Annotated in this window: 19 protein-coding genes; 3 read left to right on the forward strand and 16 right to left on the reverse strand. The window is 61.5% G+C overall.

The features are described from left to right. Positions 1–96: 96 nt before the first annotated feature. Positions 97–306, reverse strand: coding sequence for a cold-shock protein (locus OKW98_RS07885; protein ID WP_002554837.1), 210 nt, complete (start codon positions 304–306; stop codon positions 97–99). A 310-nt stretch (positions 307–616) separates the two neighbouring features. Between OKW98_RS07885 and dcd the strand changes: the two genes are divergently transcribed. Beyond that, positions 617–1,183: a dCTP deaminase gene (gene dcd / locus OKW98_RS07890; protein WP_074889011.1), complete on the forward strand. Its 567-nt coding sequence runs from the start codon at positions 617–619 to the stop codon at positions 1,181–1,183. A gap of 109 nt (positions 1,184–1,292) precedes the next feature. Continuing rightward, positions 1,293–1,514, forward strand: a complete 222-nt coding sequence (locus tag OKW98_RS07895) for a hypothetical protein (RefSeq protein ID WP_074889014.1) — start codon at positions 1,293–1,295, stop codon at positions 1,512–1,514. 120 nt (positions 1,515–1,634) lie between these two features. Here the strand turns inward: OKW98_RS07895 and pdeM are convergent, their stop codons facing one another. From pdeM to OKW98_RS07960, 13 genes are all read right to left on the reverse strand, one after another. Beyond that, the gene (gene pdeM / locus OKW98_RS07900) at positions 1,635–2,291 is read right to left on the reverse strand and encodes a ligase-associated DNA damage response endonuclease PdeM (protein ID WP_265388667.1); all 657 of its coding nucleotides are present in this window, start codon (positions 2,289–2,291) and stop codon (positions 1,635–1,637) included. Further along, on the reverse strand, positions 2,288–4,780 hold the full coding sequence (locus OKW98_RS07905) for a ligase-associated DNA damage response DEXH box helicase (RefSeq protein ID WP_265388668.1): 2,493 nt from the start codon (positions 4,778–4,780) through the stop codon (positions 2,288–2,290). Before OKW98_RS07905 ends, pdeM begins: the two co-directional genes overlap by 4 nt. Positions 4,781–5,023: 243 nt before the next feature. After that, on the reverse strand, positions 5,024–5,788 hold the full coding sequence (locus OKW98_RS07910; protein ID WP_192171578.1) for an ABC transporter ATP-binding protein: 765 nt from the start codon (positions 5,786–5,788) through the stop codon (positions 5,024–5,026). A 12-nt stretch (positions 5,789–5,800) separates the two neighbouring features. Continuing rightward, on the reverse strand, positions 5,801–6,919 hold the full coding sequence (locus tag OKW98_RS07915) for a succinylglutamate desuccinylase/aspartoacylase family protein (RefSeq protein WP_265388669.1): 1,119 nt from the start codon (positions 6,917–6,919) through the stop codon (positions 5,801–5,803). A 9-nt stretch (positions 6,920–6,928) separates the two neighbouring features. Continuing rightward, a complete protein-coding gene (locus OKW98_RS07920; RefSeq protein ID WP_265388670.1) occupies positions 6,929–7,639 on the reverse strand; it encodes an ABC transporter permease in 711 nt (236 codons plus the stop codon). Beyond that, complete coding sequence (locus OKW98_RS07925; protein WP_265388671.1) at positions 7,636–8,364, reverse strand: ABC transporter permease; 729 nt, start codon at positions 8,362–8,364, stop codon at positions 7,636–7,638. The genes OKW98_RS07920 and OKW98_RS07925 overlap by 4 nt, the downstream gene beginning before the upstream one ends. Before the next feature lie 79 nt (positions 8,365–8,443). Next, entirely contained in the window at positions 8,444–9,226 is a 783-nt protein-coding gene (locus OKW98_RS07930) for a transporter substrate-binding domain-containing protein (RefSeq protein ID WP_265388672.1), read from the reverse strand. Between the two features lie 379 nt (positions 9,227–9,605). Continuing rightward, a complete protein-coding gene (locus OKW98_RS07935; protein WP_265388673.1) occupies positions 9,606–11,321 on the reverse strand; it encodes an ATP-dependent DNA ligase in 1,716 nt (571 codons plus the stop codon). Next, positions 11,318–12,370 carry a ligase-associated DNA damage response exonuclease gene (locus tag OKW98_RS07940; protein WP_265388674.1) on the reverse strand — a complete coding sequence of 351 codons (1,053 nt, stop codon included), beginning with the start codon at positions 12,368–12,370 and terminating at the stop codon, positions 11,318–11,320. The genes OKW98_RS07935 and OKW98_RS07940 overlap by 4 nt, the downstream gene beginning before the upstream one ends. 565 nt (positions 12,371–12,935) lie before the next feature. Next, complete coding sequence (locus OKW98_RS07945; protein ID WP_265388675.1) at positions 12,936–15,419, reverse strand: penicillin acylase family protein; 2,484 nt, start codon at positions 15,417–15,419, stop codon at positions 12,936–12,938. Between the two features lie 261 nt (positions 15,420–15,680). Beyond that, positions 15,681–16,325: a glutathione binding-like protein gene (locus OKW98_RS07950; protein ID WP_265388676.1), complete on the reverse strand. Its 645-nt coding sequence runs from the start codon at positions 16,323–16,325 to the stop codon at positions 15,681–15,683. 122 nt (positions 16,326–16,447) lie between these two features. Continuing rightward, positions 16,448–16,654, reverse strand: coding sequence for an SEC-C metal-binding domain-containing protein (locus OKW98_RS07955; RefSeq protein WP_265388677.1), 207 nt, complete (start codon positions 16,652–16,654; stop codon positions 16,448–16,450). A gap of 4 nt (positions 16,655–16,658) precedes the next feature. Beyond that, positions 16,659–17,144, reverse strand: a complete 486-nt coding sequence (locus OKW98_RS07960) for an LEA type 2 family protein (protein WP_265388678.1) — start codon at positions 17,142–17,144, stop codon at positions 16,659–16,661. A 114-nt stretch (positions 17,145–17,258) separates the two neighbouring features. Here OKW98_RS07960 and OKW98_RS07965 point away from each other — a divergent pair, with 114 nt between their 5' ends. Then, a complete protein-coding gene (locus OKW98_RS07965; RefSeq protein ID WP_265388679.1) occupies positions 17,259–17,864 on the forward strand; it encodes a hypothetical protein in 606 nt (201 codons plus the stop codon). A 45-nt stretch (positions 17,865–17,909) separates the two neighbouring features. Here the strand turns inward: OKW98_RS07965 and OKW98_RS07970 are convergent, their stop codons facing one another. Beyond that, positions 17,910–18,389, reverse strand: a complete 480-nt coding sequence (locus tag OKW98_RS07970) for a YchJ family protein (RefSeq protein WP_265388680.1) — start codon at positions 18,387–18,389, stop codon at positions 17,910–17,912. A 10-nt stretch (positions 18,390–18,399) separates the two neighbouring features. Further along, entirely contained in the window at positions 18,400–18,897 is a 498-nt protein-coding gene (locus OKW98_RS07975) for a DUF6231 family protein (RefSeq protein ID WP_265388681.1), read from the reverse strand. Between the last annotated feature and the right edge of the window lie 220 nt (positions 18,898–19,117).

The raw sequence follows: 19,117 nt of genomic DNA on the forward strand, positions 1-19,117 counted from the left end.
CAGGGGTTGCAGGCGGGATGTGTAGAAATGCCCTTTCTGCAGGCATAAAAAAACCCCGCTTTTGAGGGCGGGGTTTTTTAAGCTAATCAGTACAAGTTAGATAACTTGAACTTCTTCAGCTTGCATGCCTTTCTGACCGCGGGTAGCGATGAAAGAGACCTGTTGGCCTTCTTTCAGGCTTTTGAAGCCGTCAGATTGGATAGCTTTGAAGTGAACGAACAGGTCGTCACCCGATTGTGGAGTGATGAAGCCGAAGCCTTTTTCATCGTTGAACCACTTAACGGTACCAGTTTGGCGATTAGACATGGTGTATCTCCTTGGACAAAGTTAACTGCGACTCAGGAAGTGCCCTGGCCGAGACTGAGTGCAAAGAGCAGGAAAAATTCTTGGAGATGGTTGGATCGAAATTCAACATCGTGTAGATATTCTCAGTGACACAAGCAACACAGTGGAGCCACCTTACCCCACTTTTTCAGATGTGCAAAGGGGCTGTCTGCGATTTTTTCTTGAGGTGGCTCAACGTCTTTAATTCAGACGGCGCGCAATCTTTGAACCCGGGGCGTTCGACCGGTAAGATGCCGGACATCTTTTTCACCTCGCTATTCAGGACACCGCCATGAGCATCAAATCGGACAAGTGGATTCGCCGCATGGCGCAGGAACACGGCATGATCGAGCCGTTTGTGGAGCGTCAGGTGCGCGGCGAAGGCGCTGATCGAGTGATCTCTTTCGGCGTTTCCAGCTACGGCTACGACGTGCGTTGCGCCGACGAATTCAAGGTGTTCACCAACATCAATTCGGCCACCGTCGACCCGAAGAATTTCGATGAAAAAAGTTTTGTAGACGTCAAAAGCGACGTCTGCATCATCCCGCCGAACTCCTTTGCGCTGGCTCGCACCGTCGAATATTTCCGCATTCCGCGTAACGTGCTGACCATCTGCCTGGGCAAAAGCACCTATGCGCGCTGCGGCATCATCGTCAACGTGACGCCGCTTGAGCCTGAATGGGAAGGCCACGTGACCCTGGAGTTCTCCAACACCACCACGCTGCCGGCGAAGATCTACGCCAACGAAGGCGTCGCACAGATGCTTTTCCTGGAATCCGACGAAGAGTGTGAAGTCTCCTACAAGGACCGTGGCGGCAAGTACCAGGGCCAGCGCGGTGTGACGCTGCCGCGTACCTAATCGCGCCATTTGTCAGCTGGGCACTGAATTTGTCTCGGAATCCGCACTCTATTGACTGAACTGTTCCCATCCGCACCATGCGGGTGGGGCCAACGCTCAGGAGTGCCCTATGAAGAGACACATCAACACCAGCAGCAAGGAACCCGACCCGAGTGCCAATCAGGTTGGTTTGCTGGCTTGGTCGCTGTTAGCGCATCCACACCTTAACAATATGGTCGCCGGGGGCATTCCCGGGCAGCCAGACCCAGACAGTCCAAACGAATACCCTCAGCCTGACGAGGGTGGCGTGCCGACAATACCGGACGAGCCGCCACCCGCGCCGGTCGCCTGAGTCACGCCCCGCCGGTGCCTTTGCATCGGCGGGACCGCTCTGCCTCGCCGGGTCATGCGCCGTTTTCTCCTGCTTTTTTGACGTCATCCTCTCAGGATTAAAAGCGGCTGTTCTCGCGCTTCAAACTGCCTCCCACACCGCACCATCTCCCACCACATAAACCTTGCTGTTCTCAGCGCGGTCGATATTCATCCCCCCCGTAAAAGCCCCAAATGCTGGCAGCAGGCTCACCCGTGGCAGCACGTAAAAGCATGGCAGCCGTAATCGTTGACGTCCTCGGCCGTACAGCCGGTAGGCCGGGTGCACATGGCCCGCCAGGACGTGAAAATCAGGGTGCGGGTCAGGTTCGTGCTGGAGCGCATACGGGCCCAGAAACATCGGTTCCTCGACGATTTCGATGCGCAATTCCGACGGCGGGTCGCCTGCACGTTTGTCGTGGTTACCCCGAATCAATGTGATTGCCAGACCAGGATGTTTGTCCCGCCATGCCTGAATGGCCGACAGCGTGCCGGCCGCGTGGGATTCGGGGGCGTGCAGGAAATCCCCCAGAAAGATCAACCGGTCACAGTCATAGCTCGCCAGCAGTGCGTCCAGGCGTTGAAGGTTAGCGTCGGTTGTGCCATGGGGGACGGGCTGACCCAGCCGTCGGTAGGCAGCGGCCTTGCCAAAGTGGGCGTCGGCAATCAACAGCGCTCGCTCGGCCGGGTAATAAATGGCTTTGTCCGCCAGTAACCACAGCTCCGCACCTGCCAGCTGAATCGAAAGATACGGCCTCACGTCATGACCTCAGGTCCTGCGGCTTTCTCGAGGTCGCTGACCATGCGCGCGATGCGGTCGGAAAGTTTCTCGGTGCTGAGGCTCTCGCGCATGCGCTCTACAAGCAGCGGGAAGGCCATCGGGGTAGGGCGTTTGATCACGTGCAAATCCAGGGTCCGGTTATTGATGCGGCTGAGCGTTTGTTCAAGACGGGCGACATCGAGTTCCTGCCGCAGCACCTCTTCCTGGGCCTGGGTCAGCAGCAGGTTGCCGGCGTCGTACTGTTTGAACACTTCGAAGAACAAGCCGCTGGAGGCCTGCAATTGTCGGTTGCTTTTAGGCGCGCCGGGGTAGCCGGAGAACACGAGCCCGGCAATGCGGGCAATCTCGCGGAAGCGGCGCAAGGCCAGTTCGCCGGCGTTCAGGCTGGCAATGATATCGGCCAGCAGATCGTCCTCGGAAAACAGCTGAGTCGTCAGGCGCTCGTTCCAGTCGATCGGCGTAGCACTGAGCAGCTCGAAGCCGTAGTCGTTCACCGCGATCGAGAAGGTCAGTGGCGTGTCTCGGCTCAGGCGCCAGGCCAGCAGGCTCGCCAGCCCCAAGTGCACATGCCGGCCGGCGAAGGGATAGAGAAACAGATGCCAGCCTTCGCGAGACTTCAAGACTTCTGCCAGCAGGGTGTCCTTGCGCGGCAGTGCTGACCATTGTCGTTGCACTTCCAGCAGCGGGCTGACGATGTGCATCTCGGGGCTGCTGAAGTCGCCCCTGGCAGCGGCATCGAACTTCTCGACAACGGCGACGGCCAATTCGTTTGAGAGCGGCATTCGCCCACCATTCCAGCGCGGGACGGCGGCTTTCTTGCCTGTAGCCTTTTTTACGTACGCGGTCATGTTCTCAACGCGCACCAGTTCCAGCAGACGACCGCTGAACAAAAAGCCATCTCCGGGTTTCAAGCGGGCAATGAAGCCCTCCTCGACGCTACCCAGTGATCCGCCGCCGCCGCCCTTGCTCCAATACTTCACGTTGATGCTGGCGTCGCTGACGATGGTGCCCACGCTCATGCGGTGGCGGCGGGCGAGGCGTGCATCGGGGACGCGCCAGATGCCGTCTTCATCAGGCTCGACGCGACGATAGTCGGGGTAAGCGGTCAGGGACAGGCCGCCGTAGCGCACGAACGCCAGCGCCCATTCCCATTCCTCATCGGTCAGGTCGCGGTACGCCCAGGCGGTGCGGATTTCGGCGAGTAAGGCGTCGGGGGTAAAGCCGCCGCCGAGGGCCATGCTCACCAAATGTTGTACGAGGACATCCAGCGGCTTGTGGGGTGATTCGCGAGGTTCGATCAGGCGCGCGTTAACGGCGTCGCGGGCGGCGGCGGCCTCGACGAGTTCCAGGCTGTGGGTCGGCACCAGCGTGACCCGTGACGGGCGGCCTGGGGCGTGGCCTGAACGTCCCGCACGCTGCATCAGCCGCGCGACGCCCTTGGCCGAGCCGATTTGCAGTACGCGCTCGACCGGCAGAAAATCCACGCCAAGGTCGAGGCTGGAGGTGCAAACCACCGCTTTCAGGTGGCCTTCTTTCAGCGCGCGTTCGACCCAGTCGCGGACCTCCCGGGACAGTGACCCGTGGTGCAGCGCGATCAGGCCGGCCCAGTCAGGGCGGGCTTCCAGCAACGCCTGATACCAGACCTCCGACTGTGCCCGGGTGTTGGTGAACAGCAAACAGCTTGAGCAGCTGTCGACCTCGGCCAGCACCTGAGGGAGCATGCGCAAACCCATGTGCCCGGCCCAGGGGAAGCGCTCGATGGAGGGCGGCAACAGCGTGTCCACGATCAATTCCTTGACCACCTTGCCGTGGACGGTGGTGCCATGATCGCCCACCAGCACCTGTTGCGCGTGCTCCTGATTGCCGAGGGTCGCGGAAAGGCCCCAGATGACCAGCTCGGGATTCCACTGCCGCAGCCTCGCCAGCGCCAGTTGCAGCTGAATGCCGCGCTTGTTGCCGATCAGCTCGTGCCATTCATCGACCACCACCATCTTCAGCGTCGACATCGTTGCCTGGGCGTCGGCACGGGTCAGCAGCAAGGTGAGGCTCTCCGGCGTGGTGATCAACGCGGAGGGCAGGCGCCGGCCCTGTTTGGCGCGTTCGCTGCTGCTGGTGTCGCCCGTGCGCAGGCCAACGCTCCACGGAATCTGTAAGTCCTGCAACGGGCCTTCCAGCGCCCGGGCGGTGTCGGCAGCGAGGGCGCGCATGGGCGTGATCCACACCACGCTGAGGGGCGCCGCGACGGGCTTGCGTTTGCGCGGCTTGAGCTCGGTCGGTTCGGGTGCGGCCCGGGCGAACTGGTTGAGCGCGGCAAACCACACCGAGTAGGTCTTGCCCGCGCCGGTGCTGGCGTGCAGCAGGCCCGACTCGCCGCGAGCAACGGCGGCCCAGACTTCTTTCTGGAAGGGGAAGGGTTTCCAGCCACGCTCGGCAAACCAGCGCTTGGCGAAATTGACAGCTTTTGGCATGCGCAGGCTCTGGGAGGGGTTAAGTCAGAGACCGCGGGGGGAGGGGTTTAGTTTGGTCGGGATTTTATCGCCCGGCGCTGAATGTGTAGGAGCGCGCTTGCCCGCGATAGCTTTCCGTCAGTCACCGGCTCGGGCGCAGACAAATGGCTATCGCGGGCAAGGTGGAGCGCCACCCCGGTCGCTCCTACAGGATTTGCATTTGCCAATGTAATGAACGCGGCAGGAGATCAGGACGCTGCGAAATTACTTCAAATTCCCGCTCAAAAACTGCTGCAAGCGCTCGCTCTTTGGGCTGCCCAGCACGTCGTCCGGGTGGCCCATTTCCTCGATCTGCCCCTGGTGCAAGAACACCACCTGATTGGCGACCTTGCGGGCGAAGCCCATTTCGTGGGTCACCAGAATCATGGTCCGGCCTTCTTCCGCCAGGCCCTGAATCACCTTCAATACTTCGCCAACCAATTCAGGGTCGAGCGCTGAAGTGGGTTCGTCAAACAGCATGATTTCCGGTTCCATCGCCAGCGCGCGGGCAATGGCCACGCGTTGCTGCTGACCGCCGGACAGAAACGCCGGGTATTGATCGGCGACGCGCGCGGGCAGCCCGACCTTGTCCAGGTATTTATGCGCGCGGGCCTCGGCCTCGGCTTTAGACACGCCCAGCACACGGCGCGGGGCCATGGTGATGTTTTCCAGCACCGTCATGTGGCTCCACAGGTTGAAGTGCTGGAACACCATCGCCAGGCGCGTGCGAATCCGCTGCAGCTCTGCCGGGTCGGCAACGCGCATGCCGCCAGCGTCGCTGACCATGCGCACGGGCTGGCCGTCCAGGCTCATGGCGCCGTCATTGGGTTGTTCAAGAAAATTGATGCAGCGCAGGAACGTGCTCTTGCCCGAGCCGCTGGCGCCGATCAGGCAAATCACGTCGCCGACGCTGGCCTTGAGCGACACCCCTTTGAGCACCTCGTGGTCACCGTAGCTTTTATGCAGGCCATCGATGGTCAGTTTGTACATGAAGGGCAGTCCTCAAGGAGAAAGTAAGTAGCCGCTGCGGTAGGCTTCGCTGCCGGCGACATGGGCGATGACCATGCCGGCGGTCGCCATGCGTCGCAATGAGCGGGCGTACATGAGGCCAGCGTTGGCCGTGTGGATCGGGGTCACTGTGTCGCTGATCGGGTCGATGACCTCAGCGATCAATTGCCCCGCCTCGACGTACTCGCCGGGCAGTGTGCAGAACACCAGCAGACCACCTACCGGCGTGGCGACCGGTTCGACGCCCGCCAGCGGGGTCGCCGGGTAAATCAGTTGGGGTGGCGCAACCGGCTCGCCGGCAATGGCGCCGTGGTGCATCAGGTAACTGATAATCGCCTGAGAGTCGCGGCTGGCGAGGGCGTGATTGACATCCCCCTGACCGCGCAACTCCAGGGTCACGGAAAAGCTGCCCAGCGGAATCGGGAAGCGCTTTGCAAAACGCTGCTGCAATTGCCACCAGACCAGCGTGAAGCATTCGTCGAACGACTGCCCACCGGAATCGGTCGCCAGCAGGCTTGCCTGTGCGCCGAGATAACGCGACAACGCTTCGACCTGGGGCCAGGCTTCAGGCGTGGTGTACAGGTGCTCGACGGATTCGAAATCGCAATGCAGGTCCAGCACCACATCGGCGTCACAGGCCAGGCGTTGCAACGTCAGGCGCTGGGACTCCAGCTGGGTGCTGCCGACGCAGTTATTCAGTGCCGCCAGCAGGGTTTTGCGAATCAGGTCGACGTTGCCCTTGGGGTCATCGGTCAGCAGCGCTTCGACTTCATCGCCCACTTGCTGACCGAGGTCGACGAAGCGGCGATTGAAGTTCTGTCCGCTCTCAAGCTCATAACGGCCCAGTGGCATGTCCATCAGGACCTGCTCCAGGCCGATGGGGTTGGCCACCGGAACGACCACCACTTCGCCAAGCAACTGACCGGCGTTTTCAAGCTCGGCCAGCCGCTGCTTCAAGTACCAGGACACCAGCATGCCCGGCAGCTCGTCGGCGTGCAGGGACGACTGGATGTAAACCTTGCAGGCGCCGTTTTCCGGGCCGTAGTGAAAGCTGTGGATCTGCCGCGCGGTGCCGGGCACCGGGGCCAGCAGATCATGGGTCTGGTGTCGCATGCAGGGTTCCTAGTGAGTCGGGCCGAGGAAGGCCAGCCAGCGGCGTTCAGCCAGTCGGAACAGGCCCACCAGAATGAACGTGACCGTGAGATAGATCAGCGCCGCGATGCCGAACGACTGGAACGTCAGGAAGGTGGCCGAGTTGGCGTCCCGCGCGACCTTGAGGATGTCCGGCACTGTGGCGGTGAAGGCCACGGTGGTCGAGTGCAGCATCAGGATCACTTCGTTGCTGTAATAAGGCAGCGAACGGCGCAGTGCCGACGGCATGATGACGTAGGCGTACAAGCGCCAGCCGGTGAGGCCGTAAGCCTTGGCCGCCTCGACTTCACCGTGGTTCATGCTGCGAATCGCACCTGCGAAGATTTCGGTGGTGTAGGCGCAGGTGTTCAGGGCGAAGGCGAGGATGGTGCAGTTCATCGCGTCACGGAAGAACGCATCCAGTATCGGCTGCTCACGCACGGCAGCGATGCTGTAAATCCCGGTGTAGCAAATCAGCAACTGGATATACAGCGGCGTTCCGCGGAACAGGTAGGTGTAGAACTGCACCGGCCAGCGCACCATCGGATTACGCGACACGCGGGCGATGGACAGCGGAATCGAAACGATAAAGCCAATGGCGATGGAGGCACTGAGCAGCCACATCGTCATGGCCAGGCCGGTGATGTTCTGGCCGTCGGTATAAAGGAAGGCGCGCCAGTATTCTTGCAGCAACTCGATCATCGTTGAGCCTCCCGGCTGCCGGCGGCGTAACGCCGTTCGGCCCAGCGCAGGGCGATGTTGGACACGCTGGTGATGACCAGATAGATCAGTGCGGCGAGTACCAGGAAGTAGAACAGCTGATAGGTGCTTTTACCCGCGTCCTGCGCGGCCTTGACCAGGTCGGCCAGACCGATGATCGACACCAGCGCGGTGGCCTTGAGCACCACTTGCCAGTTGTTGCCGATGCCGGGCAGGGCGAAGCGCATCATCTGCGGGAACACCACCACGCGAAACCGTTGCGAACGGCTGAGTCCATAGGCCGTGGCGGCTTCGACCTGACCGCGGGGCACGGCGAGGATCGCACCGCGGAAGGTCTCGGTGAAATACGCACCATAGATGAAGCCCAGCGTGATGACGCCGGCAGAGAAAGGGTCGATCTCGATGTAATCCCATTCCATCGCTTCGGTGAGCGTGGTCAGCCAGGTTTGCAGGCTGTAGAAGATCAGCAGCATCAGCACCAGGTCCGGTATGCCCCGGATCAGCGTGGTGTAGATCTGGGCCGGGACGCGCAGCACGGCGGCTTTGGACAGTTTGGCACTGGCGCCCAGCAGGCCGAGCACAACGGCCAGCAGCAGCGACATTACCGATAATTTGACGGTCATCCAGGTGCCTTCCAGCAACAGCGGGCCAAAGCCCTTCAAACTGAATGCTGACAGTCCCAGGTTTTGCAGGAGGGTTTCGAACATGTGCAACCTATACAGTCAATAAAAACGCCCGTGAACTTCAGCGGCGGATTCTGGCTGAAATTAACGGGCGTCCGTTTACTTATTTACCGCTGTACAGATTCAGATCGCCGAAGTGCTTCTTCTGGATCTCGGCGTACTTGCCGTCATCGTGTAGCGCTTTGATCCCTTTATCCAACAGGGCTTTCAGCTCTTTGTCACCTTTGGAGATGCCAATGGCTGTTTTGGCTGGCAGCAGGGGATCGTCGATTGGCTTGCTGACTTCGTAATCACCACCCTGTGGCGACTTCAGGAAGCCCAATTCGGCTTGCAGCATGTCTTGAACCGATGCGTCCAGACGACCCGAAACGAGGTCGGCATACACCTGATCCTGGTTGGCATAGGCCTGGGTTTTCACGCCAGCCTTGTCCAGAACGGCCTTGGCGTAGGCTTCCTGGATGGTGCCTTGCTCGTAACCCACGGTTTTGCCTTTGAGCGACGCAGTGTCAGTGCTCAGGCCGGAGCCTTTTTTGTAGACCAGCGAGGTAGGGCCGGAGAACAGTTCGCTGGAGAAGTCGATGACTTTTTCGCGGGCCGGGGTCACGGTCATGGAGGAGATCACGCCGTCGAACTTCTTGGCTTTCAGGCCTGGGATCATGCCGTCGAAATCGCTTTCGACCCACTTGCACTTGACCTTCAGTTCAGCGCAGATCGCGTTGCCCAAGTCGATATCAAAGCCCACCAGGCTGCCATCGGCGGCTTTGGATTCGAATGGCGCGTAGGAAGGATCGACGCCGAAACGCAGTTCCTTGTAGTCCTTGGCCATTGCATTACCGGCGGCCAGACAGATGGCGAGTGCGGAAAGGGTCAGCCATGCTTTTTTCATCGTTCAGTCCTTAAAACCAAATTGGGCGTTGGGAACACGCGAAGGCTTGCTACCGGCAAAAGCCAGACCGCAAATAGACAGCAATTTCCGAACCAAACAAACGAACGCGCGTTTTAAATGTACGGAGTTGTCGCAATGATGACTTAGCGCCATCTTTTGTCTTTCTTTGAGGCCCCGCAGGCACCGGCAGAGTAGCCGCATCCCGTTGAGAGTGGGCGAAAAAGTTGCAGCCTTTGGGGTCTCCAGCGATGCATGTTGAGGTGGAGGGGAGATTCGAAACGCCTGGCGGGGCTTGTCGTTGAGAGACCGCCGTTTTGGCGCGCTCCACTTCAGTGCATCTCACGCGGGCCGAAGCCAGGCCATTGCACCGCGAAGGTGCTCAGCCCAGCAGGTCCTGGAGCGTCGCCAGGCTGTCGGCTTCCGCAACGGGCTTGTCCAGTCGCCACCGCAGCATCCTCGGGAACCTGACAGCGATGCCGCTCTTGTGCCGTTTCGAGAGGGCGATGCCTTCGAAACCCAACTCGAATACCAGGGTCGGGGTAACACTTCGCACCGGCCCGAACTTGTCGACGGTGGTCTTGCGGATGATTGCATCGACTTTGCGCATCTCTTCGTCGGTCAGCCCCGAGTACGCTTTGGCGAAGGGCACCAATGTCCGTTCGCTGGATTCCGGTGGGCCGTCCCAAACCGCGAAGGTGTAGTCGCTGTACAGACTGGCGCGGCGGCCGTGACCGCGTTGGGCGTAGATCAGCACGGCGTCGACGCTGAACGGGTCCATTTTCCATTTCCACCACACGCCCATGTCCTTGGTGCGGCCCACGCCGTACATCGAGTCCCGCGCCTTGAGCATCATGCCCTCCACGCCGAGACTGCGGGACGCCTCACGCTGCCGGCCGAGGTCGAGCCAGTCGGTGCCAGTCAGCACGGGGGATGGCATCAACACCGGGCTCTGGGCGTTGGCGATGACCTTTTCCAACTGCGTGCGCCGCTCGTGTTGCGGGCGACTGCGCCAGTCGTGGCCTTCCCATTCCAGCAGGTCGTAAGCCAGCACGACGACCGGGACGTCTTCCAGAATCTTCTTGCCCAATGTCTTGCGGCCGATCCGCTGTTGCAGCAGGGCGAAAGGCTGCACCGACGGCGTCGCTTCGCCGGGGGTGCCGGGCGCGGGGGTGTCCAGGGCGAACTCGCCTTCCTCGGCATTCGCCGGGGTCGCGGCTTTCCAGACCACGATCTCGCCATCGATCACGGTGCCGTCGGGCAGGCATTGAGTCAGGCTGTGCAGTTCCGGGAAGCGATCCGTGACCAGTTCTTCACCCCGCGACCAGATCCACAACCGACCCTCGCGCTTGACCACCTGGGCGCGGATGCCGTCCCACTTCCATTCCACCTGCCAGTTTTCGGCAGCGCCCAGCAGGTTCTCGAATTGATCGACAGGTTGCTGCAGCGCGTGGGCAAGGAAGAAGGGGTAAGGCTGGCCACCGCGTTGCGCGTGTTCGTCGGCCGATTCTTCGGCGATGAGTTTTAGATAGCCTTCGGCGCTGGGGCGATGGGAAAGATCGGTGTACCCCACGAGTCGCTGAGCAACGCGCTTGCTGTCGATATCGGCCAGCGCGGCGAGGGCGCGGGTCACCAGCAGCTTCGAGACACCGACGCGGAAGCTACCGGTGATCAGCTTCAGGCAGACCATCAGGCTTTGCGGGTCCAGTTGCGACCAGAACGTCGGCAGGCGCTCAAGCAATTCTTCCGGGGGCAGACCGCGCAGGGGCAGCAGATGGTTTTCCATCCAGCTGGCCAGGCCTTCTTCTGAACTGTGTTCAGCTTTGGGGAGCAACAGCGACAGGGTCTCCGCCAAATCGCCTACCGCCTGGTAACTCTCCTCGAACAGCCATTCCGGCAATCCGGACAGCAACAGCGCCTGCTCACGCAACATGCGCGTCGGCACCAGTTGCCGCGGGCGTCCGCCGGCGAGGAAGTACACCGCCCATGCGGCGTCGTCGGGGTCGGCCTTGCTGAAGTAGGCTTGCATGGCCGCCAGCTTGGCATTGCTGGAGGTGGTCGCGTCGAGGTCCGAATAGAGTTCGGCGAAGGCCTTCATGGGGAGGCCTCGCCTGTCGATGCGGATTCGGGTGCTGGTTCGGTCTTGGCCGCTGCGTCGTCCTCTTCGTCGCCGTATTCGGTGGAAAAGCCTTGGGCGTCGAGGCCCAGTTCCCGCAGGTAGCGCACCAGCACGGCCACCGAACCGTGGGTGACCATGACCCGTTCAGCGCCGGTGTTTTCAATGGCCCAGAGCAAGCCGGGCCAGTCGGCATGGTCGGAGAGGGCGAAGCCGCGATCGACGCCGCGCCGACGTCGGGTGCCGCGCAGCATCATCCAGCCACTGGCGAAGGCGTCGCTGAATTCGCCAAAGCGACGCATCCAGGTGCTGCCGCCGGCGGAGGGCGGCGCGACGATCAGGGCGCTGCGCAAGGCGGGGTCGGTTTTTTTGAAGTCGCCGGCGTAGTGGGTTTCGGGGATGCGCACGCCGGCTTCGCGGTAGACGCGGTTGAGCGGTTCGACGGCGCCGTGAACGAGGATCGGGCCGATGCTGGGGTCGATGCCGTGGAGGATGCGTTGGGCTTTGCCGAACGAGTAGGCGAACAGGACGCTGGCTTTGCCGGCGGCGGCATTGGCGCGCCACCATTCGTTGACTCCGGCGAAGATTTCCGCCTGGGGCTGCCAGCGGTAGATTGGCAGGCCGAAGGTGGATTCGGTGATGAAGGTGTGGCAGCGCACAGGTTCGAAGGGTTCGCAGGTGCCGTCGGGTTCGACTTTGTAGTCGCCTGAGGCAACCCAGATTTCGCCTTTGTATTCGAGGCGGACCTGGGCGGAGCCGAGGACGTGGCCGGCCGGATGGAGGCTGAGTTTGACGCCGTGGTGGGTGATGCTTTCGCCGTAGGCGAGGGTCTGGAGGTTGATGTCCTGGCCCAGTCGGGAGCGCAATATGCCTTCGCCTGGCGCGGCGGCGAGGTAGTGTTGGTTGCCGGTGCGGGCGTGGTCGCCGTGGGCGTGGGTGATGACGGAGCGTTCGACCGGGCGCCACGGATCGATGTAGAAATCACCGGGCGGGCAGTAGAGGCCTTCGGGGCGAGCAATGACGAGATCCATGGTTTGACCGGGTTTGGGGACTTGTCAGGTAGAGCGGTGGCGGGGCGCAGAAGTTCGGTCCGGGTTTTGGCTCTGGATCAAGATCAAGAGCGTCGGCCTAACGACCTCGGGTTTCGCCTTCGGCGAGTTACTTGGAAAAGCACCCCAAGTAACCAAGGGTGCCTGCTCCTGGTTGGGCCCCTCGTACCTCGGGGTTCCTTCACTCCGGTCTCGCTCCGTGGGCCCGCGCCGAACGGACATCCATGTCCTGACGGCGCTCTCGCCGCATCCATGCGGCTCGGCCCACTCCGCGAGACCTCCGTTCAGCCTGCACCCAAGTCGCGATTGGCGGTGATTGGTCTTTTTGCGTATGAAGATCAAGAGCAGATCAAAAGCTTCCCGGCTGAAGCCGGTCCTACTGAGGGTACGCGGTGTGCTTTTTAGTGGGACCGGCTTTAGCCGGGAAGAGGCCAGTTCAGGCGCCATCCACTTCCCAAGCGTCAGCTGCTTGCTGCTTGATCGTTCCCACGCTCTGCGTGGGGATGCATCCCGAGACGCTCCGCGTCATCCTGGATGGCTCGACCATTTACTTCCCGGGCGTCAGGGTCAGGCGTTGTTTGCCGTAGGCTTTTTCGAAGTTTTCCGGTTGCATCGGCACGGACATGTACAGGCCTTTCATCCAGGGGTCGATGCCGTTGGCGTTGTACGGGCTGGCCGGGTTGCCGGATTGGCCGGAGGCGTTTTGCGCCATCATCGGTTCTTGTTGGGCGAAGTCGACGATGATGCGCATGGCCGGGACGACGGCGGCGTTGAAGTCCTGGCCCCAGTGGAAGCCCGACGCGTTGAGCGTGGTGTGGTCGCCGCCGGTGGCGATCGGGCCTTTCATCACGCTTGCCTTGTTGCCGCCCAGTGCGGCGGCGAGTTGGGCGCTTTGGGAGGTCCAGGTGGTCTGGTGCAGTTTGCCCCACTGCCAGGCCTTGTGATCAGCGCCCAACTGGCTTTCGCCGACGATGATTGCAGCGGCCAGGCTGCGGGCGAGGATCGCGGGTTTGTCTTCTTTTTGCGGCGTTTTCACGTCGTCCCAATACGGACTGTCTTCACGGCCCAGCAGGTGGTCGGCCTGGGGCGAGTAGGACAGGTCCGCGCTTTGCACCAGCGCTTTCCAGGCAGGGCTGGTTTCCGGGCCGAGTTCGTCGAGGAAGGTCTGGCGGGCGCTTTCTTGCAGGAACAATTCGTAAATCGCTGCATCAGCCGAACCCGGCGACAGTCGGCCGTCGAACGCCATCAGGCGTGTCAGCGCTTCGCGGGCCTTGTCGCGGTCTGGGGCTGGCAGGGCGTCGATGGCTTGCTTGAGCGGCGCAGACATGCCCGGCGCGGAGAACATTTTCTTAAGCTTGGCGGCGAAGGTCGTGGTCTGGTCGTATTGCATGGCGACGGTGCTGCGGGTGTCCTGCTTGCCGGCACTGGCCAGTTCGGCGATGCGTTCGGCACGCTCCGGGTAGTCCCACGAATTGGACAGCTGCATCCCATAGCCTTTCGGCACGGTGCGCTGGTTGGCGGTGGCGATCCAGCCTTGTTGCGAATCCTGATCGTACGGATGCAGCATCGCTTCGGCGTAGCCGTCCCAGTCGAACCGGCCGTCCCAGCCCGGCGAAGGAATCAGGCCAAGCCCGTCGCGCCGGTTGGGGTATTTGCCGGTCACTTGCCAACCGGTGTTCGACGCGTCGGCGAACACCACGTTCAGGGTGATGGCGCGAATCTCCCGGGTGGTGTCGAAGGCGCGCTGCACGTTTTGCGCGCGGGTCAGATCGAAGAGGGCGTCGAGGGTTTTGTCGTCTTTGGCGTCCGGCGTCTGCAAGGCGATGCCCAGGCCGCTGGCCAGTTGCGCAGAGCTTGCGTTGAGCAGTGGGCCATGACGGGTTTCGTAGGCGGGCTCGCGCACCGGGCTTTGGCCTTTGACGAAGTAGTTTTCCTCATGGGCGCCTGCCGCGACCCATTTGCCGTCGGCCATGACCATCAGGCGGTTGTTTTCGCGCTTGAGCTTCTCCAGGAACAGGTCCTGGTTGTCACCCATCGCCGGGCCCATGCCCCAGGCCAGTTTGCCGTTGAAGCCGGACAACACCAGTGGCAGGCCCGCAACGGTCGCGCCTGCGGCCTGGTATTTCGGCGAGCGGATCTGCACGAAATTCCACATCGACGGCAGGGTTGGCGCCAGTTGGCTGTCGGTGGCCAGCAGGCTCTTGCCCGCGCGGGCGCGTTGCGGTGAGATCACCCAGTTGTTCGACGCCGAAACGCCCAGCAGATTAAGGTCGGAAAGCTGCAGCGCCGCTTTGTCCAGGTCGCTCAGGCCCGGCAGTTGGCTGCTCAGGTTCAGCCCTTTGAGCTTGTCGGCCTCAACAAAGGGCAAGGCTTCGTCGGGATAGGTCGGCAGCAGCCAGGCCAGCTTGTCGGCGCCGACTTTCTGCGCCAGCACCAGCGATGAAATCTCCTCCTGCAGGTTCACCGACAGGCTGAAATTGAGCAGGCTGAAGATCAGTGCCGAGTCTTCCGGCTTCCAGTATTCAGGCTTGTAACCCGAGTCGGCGAGGTCAGCCGGCAGCTTGTCGCGGTAGCGGAACAGGTAAGCGTTGACGCCGCGCGCGTACACCTCGAAGAAGCGTTTCAGGCGCGGCGATGAGGCCGCGTACAGCTGGCCGGCTGTCTGCTTGAGGTTGGCAGCGCGCATCATGCGGTCGAGATCGAGGGCGCCCGGCCCCGCGATTTCCGACAGTCGGCCTTGGGCGAGCAAGCGCATTTGCATCATCTGGGTGATGCGGTCTGTCGCGTGAACGTAGCCGAGAGTAAATAGCGCGTCATGGAACGTGCTGCTCTCAATCAGCGGCATGCCCAGATTGTTGCGGCGAATCGAGACGTTCTGTGCCAGGCCTTTAATGGCAAACACCCCGCTGGCAGGCGGCAGGCTGTCGCGGTCTTCACCGCCCAGCTGGCACCCGGCCAGGCTCAAAAGTCCGATCATGGCAGCGGCCGCGCTCATGCGCGTTTTCAACGTCGAAAGGGCTGGCGAGGCCATGATGAAGCTCCTGCGGGGGGTGTGCGTAGAAAAGGCGCTACGTTAGAGAGCAGGCGAGCGCCACGCAAGCCGGGGGAGGGAGTTTATTTTCGCGATTTTCAGGAGGGGATATCACCGCGGCTCTCTGAACACTATCAGTCCGTAGGAGCCGGCTTGCTGGCGAACCTGCTGCGCCAGGCATGTCGATGGCAGTTGAACCAGGCGGTTCGCCAGCAAGCCGGCTACTACAGGGTGTGTCTGCACGTCGGACACCCACTGGGATTACGGCTTCGGCGGATTGATCTTGTCGACCAGCGCATAGGCCCGCCTCACTGCGTCGCGATTGCCCACGGCGTCAAACCAGCGCTTGAGGTGCGGGAAGTCATTCAGGTCCTGCTCCTGGAACGTGTGCGGCACGATCCACGGGTAGATCGCCATGTCTGCGATGCCGTAGTCCTCGCCCGCAACAAAGCTGCGATCGGCCAGGCGCTCGTTCAATACGCCGTACAAGCGTGCGGTCTCGTCGACGTAGCGCTTGATCGCGTAGGGGATCTTTTCTTTGGCGAACCGGTTGAAATGGTGATTCTGACCGGCCATCGGGCCCAGGCCGCCCATTTGCCAGAACAGCCACTGCAGGGTTTCCTGGCGGCCGCGCAGATCGGTTGCCATGAACCGGCCGGTCTTCTCGGCCAGGTACAGCAAGATCGCGCCGGACTCGAACAGGCTCAGCGGTTGGCCGCCGTCAGCAGGTTCGTGGTCGACGATGGCTGGAATCTTGTTGTTGGGGGAAATCTTCAGAAAATCGGATTCGAACTGCTCGTTCGCGCCGATATTGACCGGGAAGATCTTGTACGGCAGGCCCGCTTCTTCGAGGAAAATCGAGACTTTGTGGCCATTGGGGGTGGTCCAGTAGTGCAGATCGATCATTGCGCGCTCCAGGTGAAGTCATCACGACTGCCATTAAGGCTGCACCTGTTTTACGCCCTCAAACGTCCATCGCACAAATGAAAACGGCCTGAAGATTCAGGCCGTGGAACGTGCTCGGGCGATTAGGCGCCGTGGCACTTCTTGAATTTTTTCTCGCTGCCGCAGGGGCAGGGGTCGTTGCGGCCGACGTCCTTGAGCGTGTTGCGTACCGGCTCTTGAGGCGCGTGGCCGCAATGCGGGCCGTGTACGTGGCCATGGTCGTGTTGGTGATCGTGATGGTCGTGATCGTGGTCACAATCGGGACCGTGCACGTGGGCTTGCTGGTTCATGGGGTTACTCCGGAATCAAATCGCCGGGGATTATGTCGCCATTGCGCCCGATGCGCACGCTGTGTCCGAATAAAAATCCGGTTTTGAGCTTGCCTTCCAACCGGTAATGCACTGGCTGATTGGCTTTGCCGAGCACCTTGGAGATGTCCTTGAGGTGTTCCCACAGATTGGTGCGGATCGGCACGGAAAAGTTTTTGTGGCTGTTGGCTTTGACGATGAACCAATCGCTGTAGACGCCTTCGCTGAGCAACATGTCGTTGAGCAGGATCTTGTAGCGCAGGCCGCGGACCAACAGGCTGGAGTCGTTGGGGTTGTCGACCCTGAAGCGCAGCTTGAAGTCCTGACGCAGCAACTTCGCCTTGACCACCTCAACCTTCAGCAGCTTGACGTCGGGGTCTTCGAAGCCGCCGGTTACCCAAGTCGAGCAGCCCGACAGCGCCAGGAGCGCGAAGAGGCCTGCGATTCTAAGGACGTGTGCTGCAAACATCATGGGTCGCTCCCTTATGTCCGGTCTGATATGCCCGGTCTGACCGCCACTTCACGTGACTCGCCGTTCTCCACAGCCTGCGCCATACTCGCGCCATGTGTCGAAGGAGTATTGACCATGAAGGTCTACGAAATCGTATTTTCCGGCCAACTGGTGCCCGGCGCGCAGCCGGATCTGGTCAAGGCCAACCTGGCAAAGCTGTTCCAGGCGGACGCTCAGCGCATCGCGTTGCTGTTCTCCGGCCGTCGGCTGGTGCTGAAGAACAACCTCGATGAGGCGGCCGCCGAAAAGTACCGTTCGACCCTCGAACGCGCCGGTGCCATGGCTCAGGTCATGCCCATGGCGCAAGTCGTGGAGGCTCCTGTTGCGCAAGCGCCGGGCCTGGTTGAAGTGGAAGAGGTTGAACTGGCGCCGCCGCCGGACGAACCCAGCTGGACGCGCAAGCCCTCAAGCCTGACGGCGCCGCGCAGCGACACGACGCCGACACGGAAAACCAGCGTTAAACCGCGCGATGTGTACATGGCTGCCTTTGTGGACGTGGAGGCGCCTGACTTCACGCTCTCCGAACCGGGCCAGGACGTGCAGGATCCGAAGATGCCGACGCGGGCGCCGCAGCTTGACCTGTCCGGCCTGAGCCTGGCGCCGGCCGGCGCTGATCTGGGTCAGGACACGCCGGTTGAGCATGTGCTGGTGCCGGATGTTTCCCACATCAGACTGGCCTGAGAACTGCCTGTCCCTGAGTGGTGACTGCTGTCGCCGCTCTCAAGGTCAGGAGAGATAAGCCGAACAGCACTTCTTGAATTTCTGCTGGCTGCCGCAAGGGCAGGCGTCGTTACGACCGGCTTTGAGCGACACCGTCGGGTCGATGAAATACCAGCGTCCATCATGCTGCACAAACGCCGAGCGCTCGCGATGACGGTGCTCGCCATCGGCATCGGCATCGTGCCAGCGGGCGGTGAAGGTCACGAATGCATGTTCAGGCTGACCGCCGATCAACTCGGCGCCCTCGACTTCCAGACCCAGCCAGGTGCTCCGGGCGCTCCACTGGCTGATCGCATCACGATCCAGCCCGGCCTTCTGCGCCGGCAACGTGGTGTCCAGCAGATAATCCACCAAGCCCAGCACATAAGCGCTGTAGCGCGAACGCATCAACGCTTCGGCACAAGGGGCAGGCTGACCGGCGTGGTAGCGACCGCAGCAGCCGTCGAGAAGATTGCCGTTGCCGCAAGGGCATATTGCGCTGCTCATGATGCGATTCTCACCACCAATACTTGCCGTAATTCTCCGGATTGGCCCAGAACCTCGCGTTCAGCCAGTCCGGCACCTGTTTGTATTCGCGCAGATCGTAGGTGAACAGCGTGAGCACCTGTTCATCCCTGGAAAACCTTTCGCTGGCCTGGAGTGCCAGCGAGTAGAAATCGGTGGACTGCCAGCCGCAGGCATCGAGATCGGCCAGCACGGCGATCCGGCTGGCATTGAGGTTGCGGATACCGCCCAGCAACTCCAGCCCCGCACGTTTGGGGATGTGCTCCAGACAGTCGACCACCAACGCCAGATCGAAGCGCTGCCCGGCCAGGTCGGGCGGCAAAAGACCGGGCGCCGCCTGGGCCAGTTCGGTCTGCGGGTGCGCTTCGCGAAAGGCCTGCAACGCCGGAAAACCCTCGGCGCCAACCAGCAGCAAACGCTTCGGCGCATAAAGGTCGAGCAGGGCGGCGAGGGCCTGTTGCGGCGTGCGACTGGAAAAGCGATCGGTCATTGGGGTTCCTCGGTCAGGCGGGCAAGGTTAGCGTGCTGAACTTCAATGGCCTAGTCCTTGAACGTGTTCATTTCACGATCTGACACAGCGTTGAGCGTGAAGGCAAAAAGCTGTTTCGCTCAAGAAGAGTCCGGATTGTGCGGTGTAATCCCGTAAAACCCCTGTCAACAGAGTGGCGAACGGCCCAACACCCGTCTTTACTGCATTCCAGTCGGTTTTA

This window comes from Pseudomonas sp. KU26590, assembly GCF_026153515.1.
Lineage (GTDB): Bacteria > Pseudomonadota > Gammaproteobacteria > Pseudomonadales > Pseudomonadaceae > Aquipseudomonas.

Bases quoted from the DNA above. Each gene is read 5' to 3' on its own strand.
- OKW98_RS07885 (WP_002554837.1), bottom strand. From the start codon at position 306: ATGTCTAATCGCCAAACTGGTACCGTTAAGTGGTTCAACGATGAAAAA.
- dcd (WP_074889011.1), top strand. From the start codon at position 617: ATGAGCATCAAATCGGACAAGTGGATTCGCCGCATGGCGCAGGAACAC.
- OKW98_RS07895 (WP_074889014.1), top strand. From the start codon at position 1,293: ATGAAGAGACACATCAACACCAGCAGCAAGGAACCCGACCCGAGTGCC.
- OKW98_RS07905 (WP_265388668.1), bottom strand. From the start codon at position 4,780: ATGCCAAAAGCTGTCAATTTCGCCAAGCGCTGGTTTGCCGAGCGTGGC.
- OKW98_RS07910 (WP_192171578.1), bottom strand. From the start codon at position 5,788: ATGTACAAACTGACCATCGATGGCCTGCATAAAAGCTACGGTGACCAC.
- OKW98_RS07915 (WP_265388669.1), bottom strand. From the start codon at position 6,919: ATGCGACACCAGACCCATGATCTGCTGGCCCCGGTGCCCGGCACCGCG.
- OKW98_RS07920 (WP_265388670.1), bottom strand. From the start codon at position 7,639: ATGATCGAGTTGCTGCAAGAATACTGGCGCGCCTTCCTTTATACCGAC.
- OKW98_RS07925 (WP_265388671.1), bottom strand. From the start codon at position 8,364: ATGTTCGAAACCCTCCTGCAAAACCTGGGACTGTCAGCATTCAGTTTG.
- OKW98_RS07930 (WP_265388672.1), bottom strand. From the start codon at position 9,226: ATGAAAAAAGCATGGCTGACCCTTTCCGCACTCGCCATCTGTCTGGCC.
- OKW98_RS07935 (WP_265388673.1), bottom strand. From the start codon at position 11,321: ATGAAGGCCTTCGCCGAACTCTATTCGGACCTCGACGCGACCACCTCC.
- OKW98_RS07940 (WP_265388674.1), bottom strand. From the start codon at position 12,370: ATGGATCTCGTCATTGCTCGCCCCGAAGGCCTCTACTGCCCGCCCGGT.
- OKW98_RS07945 (WP_265388675.1), bottom strand. From the start codon at position 15,419: ATGGCCTCGCCAGCCCTTTCGACGTTGAAAACGCGCATGAGCGCGGCC.
- OKW98_RS07950 (WP_265388676.1), bottom strand. From the start codon at position 16,325: ATGATCGATCTGCACTACTGGACCACCCCCAATGGCCACAAAGTCTCG.
- OKW98_RS07955 (WP_265388677.1), bottom strand. From the start codon at position 16,654: ATGAACCAGCAAGCCCACGTGCACGGTCCCGATTGTGACCACGATCAC.
- OKW98_RS07960 (WP_265388678.1), bottom strand. From the start codon at position 17,144: ATGATGTTTGCAGCACACGTCCTTAGAATCGCAGGCCTCTTCGCGCTC.
- OKW98_RS07965 (WP_265388679.1), top strand. From the start codon at position 17,259: ATGAAGGTCTACGAAATCGTATTTTCCGGCCAACTGGTGCCCGGCGCG.
- OKW98_RS07970 (WP_265388680.1), bottom strand. From the start codon at position 18,389: ATGAGCAGCGCAATATGCCCTTGCGGCAACGGCAATCTTCTCGACGGC.
- OKW98_RS07975 (WP_265388681.1), bottom strand. From the start codon at position 18,897: ATGACCGATCGCTTTTCCAGTCGCACGCCGCAACAGGCCCTCGCCGCC.